This window comes from Sporolactobacillus caesalpiniae (genome assembly GCF_040513385.1).
Lineage (GTDB): Bacteria > Bacillota > Bacilli > Bacillales > Sporolactobacillaceae > Sporolactobacillus.
The window spans coordinates 57369-74000 of the sequence record NZ_JBEVCB010000009.1; the positions used below are offsets into that span (position 1 = coordinate 57369).

Below are 16632 nucleotides of genomic sequence, written 5' to 3' on the forward strand. Positions count from 1 at the left end.
TATTTCCCCCACTTTTAGGCCCATCAAAAAAGCCCTCGATCCGGAAGACACGAGGGCTTGATCTATCAAACAAAAAGTTATCAAGAACTTGCTAAACCTCGGCTGGGATTAATTAAGCATGAATCATGCCCCTGCTGTCTACGGCTAATCATTTAATTTACACAACATGAATCATTATATTGATTTTACTATAGTATGTCAACCTAATGATTCAATGCCGAGTTATTATTTTACAGATGCAACTGCTACTTTAACGCCAGGTCCCATTGTTGAAGACACAGCAATGTTCTTTAGGTAAGTACCTTTCGCCGCAGCTGGTTTTACTTTAATAAGTGTTTCAACCAACACCTTAAAGTTTTCAACTAATTTCTCATCTTCGAAAGAAACTTTACCGATCGGCACGTGAACGTTACCGTCTTTCTGAGCGCGGTATTCAACTTTACCTGCTTTAATTTCTTTAACTGCCTTTTCAACATCGAAAGTTACCGTGCCCGTTTTCGGGTTTGGCATCAAACCTTTAGGTCCGAGAACACGTCCCAGACGACCAACCTGAGCCATCATATCCGGTGTCGCAACAACGACATCGAAGTCAAACCAGCCACCGTTGATCTTCTCAACGTATTCAGCTTCACCAACGTAATCCGCTCCGGCTGCTTCTGCTTCCTTCGCTTTTTCACCCTTGGCGAAAACGAGTACTCGTTGCGTTTTGCCCGTACCATTTGGCAGTACAACAGCGCCACGAACCTGCTGGTCGTTTTTACGTGTATCGACGCCCAAACGGACAGCGACATCGACGGATTCATCAAATCCAGCAGAAGCGATTTTCTTTACCAAGCTAACTGCTTCTTCAACGCTATACGCTTTTGCGCGATCAACCGCTTTAGCCTGTTCTTGATACTTTTTACCTCTTTTAGCCATTAGAAATCCTCCTTCGTGGTATTAACGGTTTGTATATGACCTCCCACCAACCATAAACAAAAAACATGCGAATCAAACAGCTGTTTTATTCGCCCTGTAACCGATCAGTCTTCGACAACGATACCCATGCTGCGCGCGGTTCCTTCAACCATACGCATCGCGGATTCAACATTTGCCGCATTCAGATCAGGCATCTTCATTTCGGCAATCGCGCGGACCTTGTCGCGTTTAATTGTCGCAACCTTTTTCGTGTTCGGCGTGCCTGAACCGGATTGAATACCAGCTTCTTTCTTAAGTAGAACAGCGGCTGGCGGTGTTTTGGTAATAAACGTAAATGAACGGTCTTCATAAACAGAAATAACAACCGGAATAATCAGACCTGCCTGATCAGATGTCTGGGCGTTAAATTCTTTACAAAAGCCCATAATGTTAACGCCCGCCTGGCCCAATGCCGGACCAACTGGCGGAGCCGGATTTGCTTTACCTGCTGGAATCTGCAGTTTAACTAGCTTGATTACTTTCTTTGCCATGAGAGCACCTCCCTACAACAATTTGTGGTACGGGTTTTCCCCTCCCACTCCTACATTACCTCTATGGCTTCTTGCACTTCGTGTGACTTGCGATGGTGAGATCGGATAAAATCATACAAACATCAAGATTATACAATCGGCAAACGCAAATTGCAAGGTTTGATCAAACAACTTTTTGCGACCATTCCTAAATTAGGACCCTTAGTCGAGCTTTTTAACTTGATTAAAGTCGAGTTCAAGCGGCGTTTCACGTCCGAACATATTCACATGCACTTTCAGTTTGGCTTTCTCTTCATCAATGCTCTCAACGCTTCCAATAAAGTCGGCAAACGGTCCTTCTTTAACTTTGACCTGCTCTTTAAGTTCGAAGGTAAGATCGCTGACTCGCTCTTTAAGACCCATTTGTTTAAGAATTGAGTCAACTTCTTCTTGCAGAAGCGGAATTGGCTTAGAACCGGAACCTGTTGATCCGACAAAACCTGTAACTCCCGGTGTATTGCGCACAACATACCAAGAATCATCGGTCATCACCATTTCCGTTAGCACGTAGCCAGGAAACACTTTCTTCATGGCTGTTTTCTTTTGACCATTCTTAATCTCTGTTTCTTCTTCCATAGGCACAAGAATACGGAAAATCTTATCCGCCATACCCATGGATTCAACCCTTTTCTCAAGGTTTGTTTTTACTTTGTTTTCGTAACCCGAGTATGTGTGAACAACATACCAGTTCTTCTCCATATCGTTTTTCCTCCAAATGATCGCCTTGTCCGTTACCAATTAGCACGGGAAAACAATCATTGATTTGTAATCACACGCAGAAGCTGGGAGATTCCCAGATCAATAACAACGAAAAAGAGCGCCAAAAAGACAACGGTCACAATTACAGTTACCGTGTACCTCACTAGTTCTTTACGTGTTGGCCAAGTGACTTTTTTTGATTCAGTAACAATGTCTCGGAAAAATTTTCCGGTTCCCTTGATAATGCCCGCCATAGGTGTTACCTCCGCTAATCAGATTAGTTCAGTGTCTATTCGTATATGTCTTGCAATTCCAACACGATTTATGGGATTCAACCTGCATCTCATGTCCCCGGTCATCTTCTGAATAATTAGTTGCGTTGCGGGTCTGGGACATGCAGTCTCACTCCAGATCATTGTCTAATCGGAGATGGTCGCTGCATTTTTCTGCAAGTAAAAGAAAGAAAGGCGCTAATCCGCCTTTCTTGTTGTTCATCATATACTAGATACAATTTATCACAAAGCTCTGCAGCTTGTCAATAATACACGAATCACGCGCTCAGTTGATCATATGCTGAATTCTTCCAGATGCATGCTATGTTCCAGTTTTCGTTTTACACGCTGTAACGCATTGTCAATTGATTTGACATGCCGCTTTAAGTCAACAGAGATTTCCTGATACGTCCTGCCGTCAAGATACTGCCTAAGCACCTTGCGCTCTAAATCACTTAAAACGCGCGAGAGCTTCTCTTCAATGTCATCGTATTCCTCGCGGCTGATCAGCATTTGCTCGGGGTTGTTTGATTGCGCTTCGCATACCACATCCATCAATGTCCGTTCTGATTCTTCGTCATAGATCGGTTTATCGAGTGACACGTACGAGTTAAGCGGAATGTGTTTTTGACGGGTCGCCGTCTTGACGGCAGTAATCATCTGACGGGTAATGCACAACTCCGCGAATGCCTTAAACGAGGCCAACTTGTCTCCCCGGTAGTCTCGGATCGCTTTAAAAAGTCCGATCATCCCTTCCTGAATGATGTCTTCGCGATCCGCTCCAACAAGAAAATAAGCTTTTGCTTTGGCGCGCACAAAATTCTTATATTTAAAAATGAGATACTCCAGGGCTTGGTTATTTCCTTCATGAACCGCTTTCAATAATTCTGTGTCATCTAGTGAAACAAATGCAGCGTTTGCCTTAACCGGATTACCAATCATCTTTAATCCCCCCGAGCACTAGGATGCCTTTTGTTAGAATATTATACATTACAATTTTTTAAATCGTCAAGAATATTCAAAAACCTCTCCGCATCTGTTCCAATTTTTCTCGTATCGCTTCATCAAGATAAATTTTTGTGATGGACGACGGTGCTCGTTCATTTGTCGTGCTTTTCTTGATTTCACGTTCAATCTTGCCGATTTCTTCAATCAATTCGCGAGAAGGCTTTCTCAGAGCACCTTGAGAAAAAACCGCCCATTGTTCCGCCATGTCCGATGTTGCAACGTGGATTCGTGTCTTAACATTTTGCAGTTTTTTAATCAGTCCTTCGATTTTCTGATCCGCTTTCTCGCTTTTTTTGGTATAGATGACTTCAATTTTTGACTTCTTCGTCTTCGTCTCCTTGCCGGGAATCAGATAGGCGTCGAAAATTAAAATCACGCGCCAGCCGGTGACTGCCTGATACTCCGATAACTTATCAATCAGCAAATTTCGAGCACTTTCGAAGTCATTTTTTTGAAGTTCCTTCAGCTCGGTCCAAGCCCCTATGACATTGTAGCCGTCGACAATCAGAATATCGTTCATCGCACGTCACCCTTGCTTCTCACGGTGCCTGAGCACCTCATACATCAATAGACTAGCGGCTACCGAGGCATTCAAAGATGTTACCTTGCCCCGCATCGGCAGGCTGATCAGAAAATCGCACTTCTTGCGCACAAGTTGGGAGATACCGGCACCCTCATTACCAATAACGAGGCAGATAGGTATCGAAAAATCCGCTGAGCGATAGTCCTCACTGCCATCCGCCGCGGTACCGGCAAACCAGATACCTCTCTTCTTCAAAACATCCATGGTACTTGCCAGATTAGACACACGCGCGACAGGGACATATTCAATCGCGCCCGTTGATGCCTTAGCGACTACCGAAGTCAATCCGACAGAATGTCGTTTCGGAATAATCACTCCGTGACAGCCTGACGCATCCGCAGTTCTTAAAATTGACCCTAAATTATGCGGATCCTCAATATTATCCAACATCATGAAAAATGGTTGTTCGCCTCGACTTTCCGCAAGCGCGAACAGGTCGTCCAACTCCGCATAGCGATAGGCGGCTATGGAAGCCACCACTCCTTGATGCTGCGCGGATTTAGACAGTTGATCCAGTTTCTGTTTGGGTACAAACTGAACGGAGATACCATTGGATTTAATTAGATCCAACAAATCGCCTAGGCCTCTGCCTTCTTTATTCAGCCAAACTTTATTTATTTCTCTTCCCGATCTGATGGCTTCTGAAACGGGATGCCGTCCGACGATCCATTCATCACTCATTAATGACCGCTCCCTTCGACCGGATGGTTAACAAACATTTTTTCCATAATCTCGTCAATCCGTTCTTGCTCGTCATTAAAAAATAACGCGCCAATTAACGCTTCAAATCCGGTACTAAAATTATACGTTTGAACATCGGTGTTCCTTGGTACTGAATGAGATTTCGCGTTGCGTCCGCGTCTGACAATAGTCAGCTCATCTTCAGTCAGAAACTCTTCATCCATCAATTCATGAAGAAATCTGGATTGCGATTTTGCGGATACATAGTCTACCGCCTGAACATGGAGCGCATGAGGTTTCGTTACACCGGACATAGAGATAATCGCTTGGCGCACATAGACCTCAATCACCGCATCTCCCATATAGGCGAGCGCAAGGCTGTTCAGCAGGTTAGGATCGGTTTTGGTTCCACTTATTCTCATTCCTGTCCTCTTTTCCAGCGTACACCCTGCGGCGTGTCTTCCAAAATAATGCCGGCATTTTTCAATTCATCGCGAATGCTGTCGGCAACAGCAAAGTCTTTGTTCTGTCTCGCCGTTTCGCGTTTCTTGATCAGAGCATCTACCTCGGTATCCAATATACTGTCCGTATCGTCTGCAAGTTTCAAACCGAGCACGCCTGACAGTTCGGTCAAAGCCTTCACATAGGCACCAAGGTCTTTTTCTAAGGCATTTTCATTTTGAAGTGCAATATTGGCGTCACGCGCGATGTCAAAAAGTACTGCGATCGCATTGGCCGTATTAAAATCATCGTCCATCGCTTCGACAAATGGTTTCCGATAATTTTCGACAAGAGCTTCGTTAAATTCAGCAGAATGCGCCATTTGGCTCAATCGATGATTCAAGTTATAATGCGTTGTCGCTAATCGGCCAAAAGCTTGCACTGCATCGTTCAATAGTGCATCACTGAAATTAATCGGGTGCCGATACTGAACCGACAAAATGAAAAAGCGGACCACTTGCGGATCAAACTTTTTAATCAGATCGTGAACAAGAATCACATTGCCGATTGATTTAGACATCTTCTCATGATTTATCTGAATGTGCCCATTATGGAGCCAGTAATGGGCCATTGTCTTATGGTGCAGCGCTTCGGACTGCGCAATCTCATTCTCATGATGCGGAAATGCCAAATCTGTCCCACCGGCGTGAATGTCGATAGTGTCGCCTAAATACTTTTCGACCATCGCCGAGCACTCAATATGCCAGCCTGGTCGTCCATCGCCCCATGGACTCGCCCATTTAATTTCACCTGGTTTTGCTGCTTTCCACAAGGCAAAATCCAATGGATCCTCTTTGCTTTCACCGATATCGATACGAGCTCCCGACTTTAGATCATCAATGGACTGATGGGACAGTTTCCCGTATTCTTTAAATTTTCGCGTTCTGAAATACACATCACCATGGGACGCATAGGCGTACCCGCTGTCCACCAATTTGCTGATAAATGTAATGATTTCCGGCATTGTTTCCGTCGCTCTCGGGTGCACTGTTGCCGTCTTAACATTAAGCGCCCCAGTATCTTCTTTGTACGCTTTAATAAACTGATCAGCGATTTCAGGTACCGAGATGTGGCGTTCTTTCGAAGCATTGATTAAGCGGTCATCGACATCAGTAAAGTTTGACACATACTTCACTATATACCCGCGATATTCAAAATACCTGCGAACCGTGTCGAAAACGACCGCAGGCCGCGCGTTTCCAATATGGATATAATTATAAACTGTAGGTCCGCACACATACATTCGAACCTTTTTCTCTTCAATGGGATGAAACGGTTCCTTTTTTCTCGTAAGCGTGTTATACACTTTTAACGTCATTTCGTTCACTCCTTTTCTTTTTGTAACGTATTTAATTCCTGTATTTTCACGTGCAAAGCGTTAATTTCCCGCTCCAATTGCTGCATTTTTTCAGCGACCGGATCCGGAAGGTCTGCATGATTCAGATCATGATGGTGCACTCTTATTCCATTCTGTCTCACGACGCGACCAGGGACACCGACAACTGTCGAATCCGGCGGGACATCATGCAGAACTACTGAGCCGGCACCAATTTTGGAATGATCTCCAATAGTGATTGAGCCAAGCACCTTCGCTCCCGCCGAGATCAACACATCGTTGCCCACGGTCGGATGTCTTTTCCCTTTTTCTTTGCCGGTACCACCAAGAGTCACTCCCTGAAAGAGCGTCACATCATTACCAATTTCACAGGTTTCACCAATGACAATACCCATTCCGTGATCCATAAAGAAGCGTCTGCCAATCGTAGCACCCGGATGTATTTCAATCCCTGTGAAAAAACGGGAACATTGTGACAAAGCTCGAGCGAGAAAATAGCGCTTTTTCTTCCATAACCAGTGGGCGACTCGATGCGACCAGATCGCATGCAATCCAGAATACGTCATAATTACTTCCCACTTGCTTCTTGCTGCAGGATCTTGATCAAACACGTTGTTCAGATCCTCTGCAATAATGCCGTTCACAGAACTCCGCCTCCTTCATTTTCGACATTCTGCTTTAAGTAAACGACAAGCCTATGTCATTGTTGTTCAAAAAGGCGTCTTTGTGTCGACTGACACAAAGACGCCTTTTGACGCGGTTCCACTTTGCTTGAGAAAATTCTCCACTCATACGCCGATAACGGCGGCTACCGTTTTCGCCTACTGATCTCCGTTCAGCGATCAACTCAGAGGGGCAATTCGGTCATTTGCTTCCCAAACGGTTTTCAGCCTAACGACCGTTCTCTCTGCTATGGGAGACACAAATACTTACTCAACCTCTTCATCGTTTTCTACTACACATTATGCGCGTTCTCAAAAAAATCTACTCAGTCAGTACCGCATAGCCACCTGTACAAATTAGACGGTCTGTTCCGTTGAAAGGTAATTTTCCAATCTTTTCAAAACAAGATCTCTTCCGAGCAACTCCAGCGCCTCAGGGAGCTCCGGTCCATGGGCTGAGCCCGTCGCGATCACGCGTATCGGCATATACAGCTTCCAACCGCGCTGTTTTGTTTCCTTTTGGGTAACCTTTATTTTAGGGGCAATCGCTTCTGCTGTCCATTCTGTCAGAGCCCTTAATTCACGATCGAACACAGAAAGAACGTCCTTCACTTGTTCGCCTTCAAGAATTTTCTGCTCATCCTTCGTCAGATCGGTCTTCACAACGTCCTTATTAAAGAACATATCGCATAAATTGACAATATCCGCGCCAAAGTGTAGTTGTTCTTGATACAAGAGCACAACACGCGTCGCCCAATCACGCTGCTCATCGGTCATTTCAGCCGGGATAAGTCCAGCGTTAACCATAAAAGGAAGCGTCATCTGAACGTAGTCTTCTTTAGACATTTTCTTAATATATTGTCCGTTCATCCATTCAAGCTTCGATTTATCAAACATCGCAGGCGATTTGCTCAACCGATCAGCGTCAAAGAGTTTGATAAATTCGTCGCGGGAGAAGATTTCTTCTTCTCCTTTTGGCGACCATCCAAGCAGCGTAATGAAGTTAAACAGTGCTTCAGGAAGAAAGCCCATATTCTTGTACTGCTCAATGAACTGAACAATACTGTTATCCCGCTTGCTCAGCTTTTTATGGTTTTCGTTGACGATCAAAGTCATATGACCAAACGTCGGCGGCTCCCATCCAAAAGCACGGAACATGAGGATTTGTTTTGGTGTATTTGAAATATGTTCCTCCCCGCGAAGAACATGAGTCATCTTCATCAAATGATCATCGATCACAACAGCAAAATTATACGTCGGAACGCCATTCTGCTTGACGATCACAAAATCACTGACGGCATTCGAGTCAAAAGTCACATGACCTTTAACAATATCGTCAAATTCAATTTTCTGATCGCCAGGAATGCGGAAACGTATTGTCGGTTTGCGCCCCTCGGCTTCGTAGTGAGCGATTTGTTCTTCGGACAAATGCCGACATTTTCCTGAATATCCAGGTGTATGGCCACTTGCCATCTGTTCTTCACGTTCTGCTTTAAGTTCCTCAGGCGTGCAGTAGCATTTATAAGCGAGACCCTTGTCCAAAAGTTCTTTCCAATACTTCTTATAAATATCCAGACGTTCCATTTGACGATATGGACCATATTCACCGCCGACATCAACACTCTCGTCCCATTCAAGACCGAGCCATTTCAAAAATGTCAGCTGGCTTTCTTCTCCGCCTTCAACATTACGTTTCTGATCGGTGTCCTCAATACGGATAATGAATTTGCCGCCGGCGTGACGAGCAAATAGATAGTTAAAAATTGCGGTACGCGCGTTCCCGATGTGCAGGAAACCTGTCGGACTCGGCGCATAGCGTACCCTGACTTCTTCTGTCAACGCATTCACCACTTTCTGTTATTCTTTTTTATTTTAACACGTTCTACGAAAAGGTTGTTCACTAAATACGTTAAAATTTGCAGAACTTGAATCTATTGCCAAAGCTGCTTTGCTCGCAGTTCATTTTCTCTCTGTCTTCTCCAACAGGCAAATGGCTTCTGCGGCAATTCCCTCGCCACGCCCTGTAAAACCGAGTTTCTCAGTTGTCGTCGCCTTCACATTAACTTGTCCTACCTCTATATTCAGGATTTCCGCAATCACACGGCACATTTCCGAAATATATGGCGCAAGCTTCGGCTTTTGGGCAATGACAACACTGTCGACATTGCTGATCTCAAAACCCTTGGTACGGATGATGGCAACAACCTCTTCAAGCAGCTTCTTGGAATCCGCATCTTTATAGGTTTCATCCGTATCCGGAAAGTGCTTGCCGATGTCCCCTTCCGCGACAGCGCCCAGCAACGCGTCACTAATCGCGTGAAGCAGCACGTCTGCGTCCGAATGTCCGACCAATCCTAATTCATAGGGAATCGTTACACCACCAATGATCAAGTCACGATTCTCGGCAAACTCGTGAACGTCAAAGCCATGACCAATTCTCATTAGCTACCCCTCCTCTCTCTCGATAAAAAGTTGAGCGATGACCAGATCTTCAGGGGTTGTCAGTTTGATATTACGATAGCTTCCTTCAACAATCTGAACCGGCATCTCAAGCCGCTCAACCAATGACACATCATCTGTACCCATGAACTGTGTTTCCACGCTTTTCTGATGTGCCTCTTGGATTACGGACAATCGAAAAGCCTGTGGGGTTTGGGCCGCCCACAAGCTTTTTCGCTCTAATGTTCTCTCTACTTTTAAACCTGTCGCTCGTTTGATCGTGTCCTTAACTGGAACGGCTAATAGTGAGGCCCCATATTTTGCAGCGGCTTTTGCTACTCTGGTAATGCCCTCATGAGTGATGAACGGACGCGCTCCGTCATGAATCAGCACGATAGCATCAGGAGCCATTTTTACCGCTTCCAGTCCCAAGCGAACACTCTCCTGGCGTTCGTTGCCGCCCTTAGCAAATGTCCGCACTTTTGTTATTCGGTACTTGTCAATCAACTCGTGGAATTGATCTTGCTCATCCCCCCGAGTGACAAGAACAATCCCCTTGCACGACGGATCTGTTTCAAAAACACTCAGTGTATGGACAATGACCGGGGCGCCTGCTAAATCGAGCAGTACTTTATTTTCCCCGGCCCCCATCCGCCTGCCTTGACCCGCGGCAAGAACAACTACTTGATAGTCCATCTGATATTGCCCCCGCATTCAGAAGACTGCCTGCTTATTTAATCACAGCGCCTTCTCAAGCAATTTAGGCTTAGCAAAGATCATTCGGCCTGCAGATGTCTGCAAAACACTAGTAATGATGACGTCAATCGTCTTGCCTATATACCTATGTCCTTCTTCTACCACAATCATCGTCCCATCGTCAAGATAGCCGACACCTTGATTTTGCTCTTTACCGTCTTTTATCACCTGAACACGCAATTCTTCACCCGGAAGAACCACCGGTTTCACAGCGTTTGCCAAATCATTAATGTTTAAAACAGGTACTTTTTGAAATTCACAAACTTTATTCAAATTAAAATCATTGGTCACAACAATACCGCCGATTTCCTTTGCAAGCCGAACCAGTTTGCTGTCCACTTCGGTAATGTCGTCATAATCCCCTTCATAAAGATCCACATGAATCGAGTGGTCTTTCTGAATCTTATTCAAGATATCCAAACCTCGGCGCCCTCGATTTCGTTTCAGAACGTCAGATGAATCAGCAATGTGCTGCAGTTCTTCAAGAACAAAATGCGGAATAACCATCGTCCCTTCAAGAAACCGGGTTTGACAAATATCGGCGATTCGCCCGTCAATGATCACGCTGGTGTCAAAAATTTTGTGCGGAATGTAGTCCGTTGCCTGGGAAATATCGGATGCTGCTTCCTTTTTCCTATCCTTTGATTTGGACGGCAGCCGAAATAAGCTGATCAGTTCATCTCGTTTTTTAAAACCGACTTGAAAAAAGAAATAACCTAAGAAGATATAGAGAAAAATCGAAAGAATTGTGCTGATACCAGTATACGGCAAGCGTGTGAATGGCAACTGGATCAAGAATGCGATCATCAGTCCAAGCCCAAGCCCTACCGTACCAAACAAAACATCTGTCACAGGCGCCTTAATTATTCGATCCTCAAAGGTTTTAATTAAGTTCACTAATGAGTCCACAAACCAAAAGGATAAAAATGCCATGATTACAGCGCCAATCGCCATGCCGACAAACGGCGAACTGATCCATCCCGGAACTCCACTTCCTAGATTCAATAGAACTATTATTTTTGGTATATAGACAAAACCTAGCGTTCCACCGATTAAAACAAAGAATAGCTGGATAACCCGTTTTATCATTTCCAATCACCTCCTTCAAACATTATAGACAAAATGCCAAAATCAAAACTTCCTTTTTGCCATTTTGTTCCTTTTCCATTATTTCATTCATTAATTCCTTCTAAATTCGGCTTTTTTAGATTTCGGAAGGAAAAAAGTCAGTTGAAGGCATCGTTTCCTTTTTAGATCCGAGTGCCAGTCGAATCGCCTGAGAAAGCGATTCGACACCAATTAATGATACGCCATCGGGAGGCGACCAACCGCCTAAATTTTTCGAGGGTACAAAAATCCGTGTAAAGCCAAGCTTGGATGCTTCATTCACGCGCTGCTCGATTCGGGAGACACGTCTAACTTCCCCCGTCAAACCCACTTCACCGATAAACGCATCAGCCACTTGAGTCGGACAGTCATTAAAACTGGATGCGATGCTCATTGCAACGGCAAGATCGACTGCTGGTTCATCCAGTTTCACTCCTCCGGCGACATTTACATAAGCATCCTGATTTTGCAGTAAAAGTCCTACCCGTTTTTCCAAGACAGCCATGAGCAACGACACACGGTGATTATCTACGCCTGCCGCCATTCGTCGCGCATTCCCAAAACTAGTAGGTGTCACCAACGCCTGAACCTCAACCAAAAGCGGGCGTGTGCCTTCAATAGATGCTGTTACCGCTGAACCCGCCGCTCCTTTAGCACGTTCCTGAAGAAAAATTTCCGAAGGATTTGCGACCTCGACAAGTCCCCCCTCCTTCATTTCAAACACACCCATTTCATTCGTAGAACCAAAGCGGTTTTTAACCGCCCTAAGAATACGAAATGTATGATGACGTTCTCCTTCAAAATATAATACAGTATCTACCATATGCTCAAGTGTCCTTGGTCCTGCTAGGGCGCCGTTTTTTGTGACATGCCCGACAATAAAAATGGCGATTCCTTGCTGCTTGGCGAGGCGCAAGAGATATGCGGTACATTCCTTAACCTGAGAGATACTTCCGGGGGCGGAAGAAAGATCCGAATTGTAGATCGTCTGGATTGAATCGATCACCATAATTTCCGGATGAACACTTTCTATATGATTTTCAATTTGACGAATATCGGTTTCGGCAAGCACATAAAGGGCTTCCGACGTAACACCTAGACGTGTCGCTCTCATCTTCGTTTGCCGTACTGATTCTTCGCCGGATATATAGAGCACATTATGCCCTGCACGCGCGAGCTGATCGGAGGTCTGGAGCAGCAGCGTTGATTTGCCGATCCCCGGGTCACCGCCAACGAGTGTCAGTGAGGCGGGAACCACACCACCGCCAAGCACGCGATTGAGTTCAACCATTCCCGTCTTAATCCGCGGTTCTTCTTCCAGAACAACATCTGTCAGCCGCGACGGCTTGCTCACAAGACCTTTGGATTGACCTAGAACAGATGAAGGCGGACGAACCGTCTCTTCAACTAATGTGTTCCAGTTTTGGCAACCCGGACAGCGTCCCATCCATTTCGGACTTTCATAACCACATTCTTGACAGAGAAATACTGTTTTCAGTTTTGCCATTCGATCACCTACCCAATTGTAGATTTATAGATGGTGCTGCTTCTAAATAAGTAAAGAAGCCAAGGCTTAAAAAAAACTTTGGCTTCTTTAAAATCATCACAAATCGTTTTAATGCTTAAAAATCAAGATTTCAAGACGGCTTCTGCTTCCGTCTGATTCACCGTGTACTCACCGTCGCTGTAATCAATGACGACATTTGTACCCTTCTTGATGTTCCCTTTAAGCAGCTCCTCAGATAACTTATCTTCCACCCGTCTTTGCAGAGCGCGGCGAAGCGGTCTGGCACCATACTCAGGATCGTAGCCTTCCTCAACGATCTGCGCTTTTGCCGCATCCGTCAGTTCAATGACAATGCCCTGGTTTGATAAACGATTTTTCAATTGGTTCGCCAGCAGAGTCACAATCTCCATCAGCTGCTCTTTCTTCAGTTCGTGGAAGACAATGATCTCGTCAATTCGGTTAAGAAACTCCGGACGAAACGCTCGTTTTAATTCGCCCATTACCTTTTCCTTCATTGCCTTATATTCATGTCCCTCTTCACCTACTGAGAAGCCCACATACTTATTCTTCTTTAACTGACTTGCGCCAACGTTCGACGTCATGATGATCGCCGTATTGCGAAAATCTACAGTTCTTCCCTTTGAGTCGGTTAATCTCCCGTCATCAAGCACCTGAAGTAAAATGTTAAAGACATCAGGGTGTGCTTTTTCAATTTCATCAAACAGAATCACTGAATAAGGCTTTTGACGGACTTTTTCAGTCAATTGCCCGCCTTCTTCGTGACCGACATAGCCTGGAGGCGACCCTACCAAACGAGAAGTGGTGTGCTTCTCCATATACTCCGACATATCAATTCGAATGATTGATTCTTCATCACCAAACAATGTCTCTGCGACTGCTCGTGCAAGTTCGGTTTTTCCGACACCGGTTGGCCCTAGGAAAATAAAGGAGCCGATCGGTCGTTTAGGATCTTTCAACCCGGCACGTGCTCTTCGTATGGCATGCGATATGGCATTAATCGCTTCATTTTGACCAATAACACGCTCATGAAGGATGGATTCCATGTTCAGCAGCCGTGCGCTTTCTTTCTGTTCAAGCTTAATAACCGGTACACCCGTCCAGTTCGCAACGACGAGCGCTACATCATCCGGAAGTACCTGTGTATTTTCTTTGCCTTGTTTTTCTTTCCATTCTTTCTTGCATATATCGACTTGTTCTTTTAATTTTTGTTCATGATCACGAAGCGACGCGGCCTTCTCGAATTCTTGGCTTTGTACCGCCGCATCTTTTTCTTTTTTGACTGTTTCCAGTCTCTGCTCAAGCTCCTTAAGATTTGGCGGAGCCGTATAAGAGCGCAGCCGGACTTTGGAAGCCGCCTCGTCGATTAAATCAATCGCCTTATCCGGAAGAAAACGGTCGGAAATGTAGCGATCTGACAGACGTACCGCTTCGCTAATCGCCTCATCGGTAATTTTAACCCTGTGGTGAGCTTCATAGCGGTCACGCAACCCTTTTAAAATCTGTACTGACTGTTCTGTCGTTGGTTCTTTAACTTTAATAGGCTGGAACCGTCTTTCTAAAGCAGCATCTTTTTCAATATATTTACGATATTCATCCAGAGTTGTTGCGCCGATACATTGCAGTTCACCGCGTGACAGCGACGGCTTTAAGATGTTAGAAGCATCAATAGCACCTTCAGCGCCCCCTGCTCCAATCAATGTGTGCAGTTCGTCAATGAACAGAATGACATTGCCTGCCTGGCGGATTTCGTCCATAACCTTCTTCAGTCGATCCTCAAATTCGCCTCGATACTTTGTTCCTGCAACAACCGTACCCATATCCAAAGTCATAACACGCTTTTCCCTAAGAATTTCAGGTACTTCGTTATTCACGATTTCTTGTGCGAGGCCCTCGGCAACCGCCGTTTTACCAACACCTGGTTCGCCTATCAGAACAGGATTATTCTTTGTTCGACGGCTGAGCACTTCTATAACACGTTCGATTTCTTTGCTTCGTCCGATGACCGGATCAAGCGAACCCTCACTTGCCATCGCTGTCAAGTCGCGTGCCAAGCTGTCCAGTGTCGGTGTGCTCGCATGTGCGGAATTTCGGCCTTGAGCATTCCCAGATGTTGCCTCATGGCTTCCAAGAAGCTGCAGTACTTGTTGACGCGCCTTATTCAGGCTGACGCCAAGATTATTAAGAACACGAGCTGCAACGCCCTCTCCTTCGCGGATAAGTCCAAGTAAAATATGCTCAGTACCCACGTAAGAGTGCCCAATTTTTCTCGCTTCATCCATCGAGAGTTCAATCACGCGTTTCGCACGCGGTGTATAGTGAGGCGTTTGTACATCTTCACTGCCACGACCAATCAGAGCTTCTACTTCTTTTTGGATTTTTTCAGGATCCAGATTTAAAGCAAGCAGCGCCTTGGCAGCAATACCGTCACCTTCACGCACGAGGCCGAGCAGAATATGTTCTGTTCCGATATTATTATGCCCGAGACGCATCGCTTCTTCTTGAGAAAGTGCGAGTACCTTCTGAGCACGTTCTGTAAATCGTCCAAACATCATAATAGTGGCCTCCTTTAGTTGCTGTCTCTATTCACTGGCCTTAATCAATTTATAGTACTTCAAAAAAACCTTTTACCTGTACACTATTCAACTAGCGGTTTTTTTGATCATCCTCCACCTGTTTTCCAAAACCTCAATACCTGCTTGCTAACTATCAGATGCCATCAATATTAATTATATTCGGCATAAGTTTTTCAAATCCTCTTTGAACAGGTATTAAGATATTTAAAGCCGATGCCTCATCTCAAAGATCCAAGCTAGATTTAATATCTTATTATATCCGATCAAGCAGGCATTTACCAAGATGAGGACTTCAAGATCGTATCGAAATGCGCAATCGGCATCGTCCACTCTATCTGCTGTATGTGAGTGATTGCAGCATCGCTCTCATAAGATTCGCGCGCAGTTCATCTCTTAAAGGGATATCTATGTCAAGAACAGTATGGTCAATAACCGTTAGCATCAATCGTGCTTCCCTGTCACTGATCACATCCTCTTCAAGCAAATGAATAATAATGGACTCCGCCATGTTCTGCGTGACCTTATAACCAATTAACCCGATCATTTCATCAATGAGTTCGGCATCGGTGACCGGACGAACTTTGATCACTTGAATGTAGCCGCCTCCGCCGCGCTTGCTCTCTACCACATATCCTCGCTCAATTGAGAATCGTGTCTTCAAAACATAATTAATCTGTGAAGGAACGCATTGAAATTTCTCGGCTAATTCACTTCGCTTAAGTTTAATAATATCGCTGGAATCAAGAATCTCTTTTATATATTTCTCAATAATATCTGAAATATTTCTCATCGGGGCACCTCTCTCCCTGACTTTGACTAACTTTGACTATAAACTCATTATGAACGATTTTAATTAAATAATCAACCGGCTTAATTGACGCTCACCAAAAAGGGGATTTCAAGATGTTTTCTGTACCACAAAAAAACAGTGTTCTTGATCAATGATCAAAAACACTGTTTATAATCGACAAACGCTCAGTCGATTTGAACTATCGATTAA

General features: G+C 44.8%; 17 protein-coding genes and 2 other annotated features. All 17 genes read right to left on the bottom strand.

Annotation, left to right across the window (positions count from 1 at the left end):
- Positions 1–16 precede the first annotated feature (16 nt).
- Positions 17–162 (bottom strand) — a sequence feature (ribosomal protein L10 leader region).
- A gap of 63 nt (positions 163–225) precedes the next feature.
- The 17 genes from rplA to ABWW58_RS16760 all read right to left on the bottom strand — a co-directional run bounded on the left by rplA (position 226) and on the right by ABWW58_RS16760 (position 16422).
- Positions 226–918, bottom strand: coding sequence for a 50S ribosomal protein L1 (gene rplA, locus ABWW58_RS16680; RefSeq protein WP_093674085.1), 693 nt, complete (start codon positions 916–918; stop codon positions 226–228).
- A gap of 104 nt (positions 919–1022) precedes the next feature.
- Positions 1023–1448, bottom strand: coding sequence for a 50S ribosomal protein L11 (gene rplK / locus ABWW58_RS16685; RefSeq protein WP_093674083.1), 426 nt, complete (start codon positions 1446–1448; stop codon positions 1023–1025).
- 201 nt (positions 1449–1649) lie between these two features.
- Positions 1650–2186, bottom strand: a complete 537-nt coding sequence (gene nusG, locus ABWW58_RS16690) for a transcription termination/antitermination protein NusG (protein WP_093674081.1) — start codon at positions 2184–2186, stop codon at positions 1650–1652.
- Between the two features lie 56 nt (positions 2187–2242).
- Entirely contained in the window at positions 2243–2440 is a 198-nt protein-coding gene (gene secE / locus ABWW58_RS16695; RefSeq protein WP_353870183.1) for a preprotein translocase subunit SecE, read from the bottom strand.
- 312 nt (positions 2441–2752) lie between these two features.
- Positions 2753–3400 (bottom strand): RNA polymerase sporulation sigma factor SigH, encoded by a 648-nt coding sequence (sigH, locus tag ABWW58_RS16700; protein WP_353870184.1) that lies wholly within the window; start codon positions 3398–3400, stop codon positions 2753–2755.
- A 76-nt stretch (positions 3401–3476) separates the two neighbouring features.
- Complete coding sequence (locus ABWW58_RS16705) at positions 3477–3986, bottom strand: NYN domain-containing protein (protein ID WP_353870185.1); 510 nt, start codon at positions 3984–3986, stop codon at positions 3477–3479.
- Between the two features lie 6 nt (positions 3987–3992).
- The gene (rlmB, locus tag ABWW58_RS16710) at positions 3993–4730 is read right to left on the bottom strand and encodes a 23S rRNA (guanosine(2251)-2'-O)-methyltransferase RlmB (protein WP_093674073.1); all 738 of its coding nucleotides are present in this window, start codon (positions 4728–4730) and stop codon (positions 3993–3995) included.
- A complete protein-coding gene (locus tag ABWW58_RS16715; protein ID WP_093674071.1) occupies positions 4730–5152 on the bottom strand; it encodes a Mini-ribonuclease 3 in 423 nt (140 codons plus the stop codon). The genes rlmB and ABWW58_RS16715 overlap by 1 nt, the downstream gene beginning before the upstream one ends.
- Positions 5149–6549, bottom strand: coding sequence for a cysteine--tRNA ligase (gene cysS, locus ABWW58_RS16720; protein WP_353870186.1), 1401 nt, complete (start codon positions 6547–6549; stop codon positions 5149–5151). Before cysS ends, ABWW58_RS16715 begins: the two co-directional genes overlap by 4 nt.
- A gap of 5 nt (positions 6550–6554) precedes the next feature.
- Positions 6555–7202, bottom strand: coding sequence for a serine O-acetyltransferase EpsC (epsC, locus tag ABWW58_RS16725; RefSeq protein ID WP_445783449.1), 648 nt, complete (start codon positions 7200–7202; stop codon positions 6555–6557).
- A gap of 102 nt (positions 7203–7304) precedes the next feature.
- Positions 7305–7522: a binding site (T-box leader), on the bottom strand.
- A 64-nt stretch (positions 7523–7586) separates the two neighbouring features.
- Positions 7587–9068 carry a glutamate--tRNA ligase gene (gltX, locus tag ABWW58_RS16730; protein WP_353870188.1) on the bottom strand — a complete coding sequence of 494 codons (1482 nt, stop codon included), beginning with the start codon at positions 9066–9068 and terminating at the stop codon, positions 7587–7589.
- Positions 9069–9188: 120 nt separating this feature from the next.
- Complete coding sequence (gene ispF, locus ABWW58_RS16735; protein WP_353870189.1) at positions 9189–9671, bottom strand: 2-C-methyl-D-erythritol 2,4-cyclodiphosphate synthase; 483 nt, start codon at positions 9669–9671, stop codon at positions 9189–9191.
- A gap of 3 nt (positions 9672–9674) precedes the next feature.
- Positions 9675–10364, bottom strand: a complete 690-nt coding sequence (gene ispD, locus ABWW58_RS16740; RefSeq protein ID WP_353870190.1) for a 2-C-methyl-D-erythritol 4-phosphate cytidylyltransferase — start codon at positions 10362–10364, stop codon at positions 9675–9677.
- A gap of 42 nt (positions 10365–10406) precedes the next feature.
- Entirely contained in the window at positions 10407–11513 is a 1107-nt protein-coding gene (locus tag ABWW58_RS16745; RefSeq protein ID WP_353870191.1) for a PIN/TRAM domain-containing protein, read from the bottom strand.
- Between the two features lie 115 nt (positions 11514–11628).
- Positions 11629–13038 carry a DNA repair protein RadA gene (radA, locus tag ABWW58_RS16750; protein ID WP_353870192.1) on the bottom strand — a complete coding sequence of 470 codons (1410 nt, stop codon included), beginning with the start codon at positions 13036–13038 and terminating at the stop codon, positions 11629–11631.
- Positions 13039–13160: 122 nt separating this feature from the next.
- Positions 13161–15611 carry an ATP-dependent protease ATP-binding subunit ClpC gene (gene clpC / locus ABWW58_RS16755; protein WP_353870193.1) on the bottom strand — a complete coding sequence of 817 codons (2451 nt, stop codon included), beginning with the start codon at positions 15609–15611 and terminating at the stop codon, positions 13161–13163.
- Between the two features lie 352 nt (positions 15612–15963).
- The gene (locus ABWW58_RS16760) at positions 15964–16422 is read right to left on the bottom strand and encodes a CtsR family transcriptional regulator (RefSeq protein WP_093674053.1); all 459 of its coding nucleotides are present in this window, start codon (positions 16420–16422) and stop codon (positions 15964–15966) included.
- Positions 16423–16632: the final 210 nt, after the last annotated feature.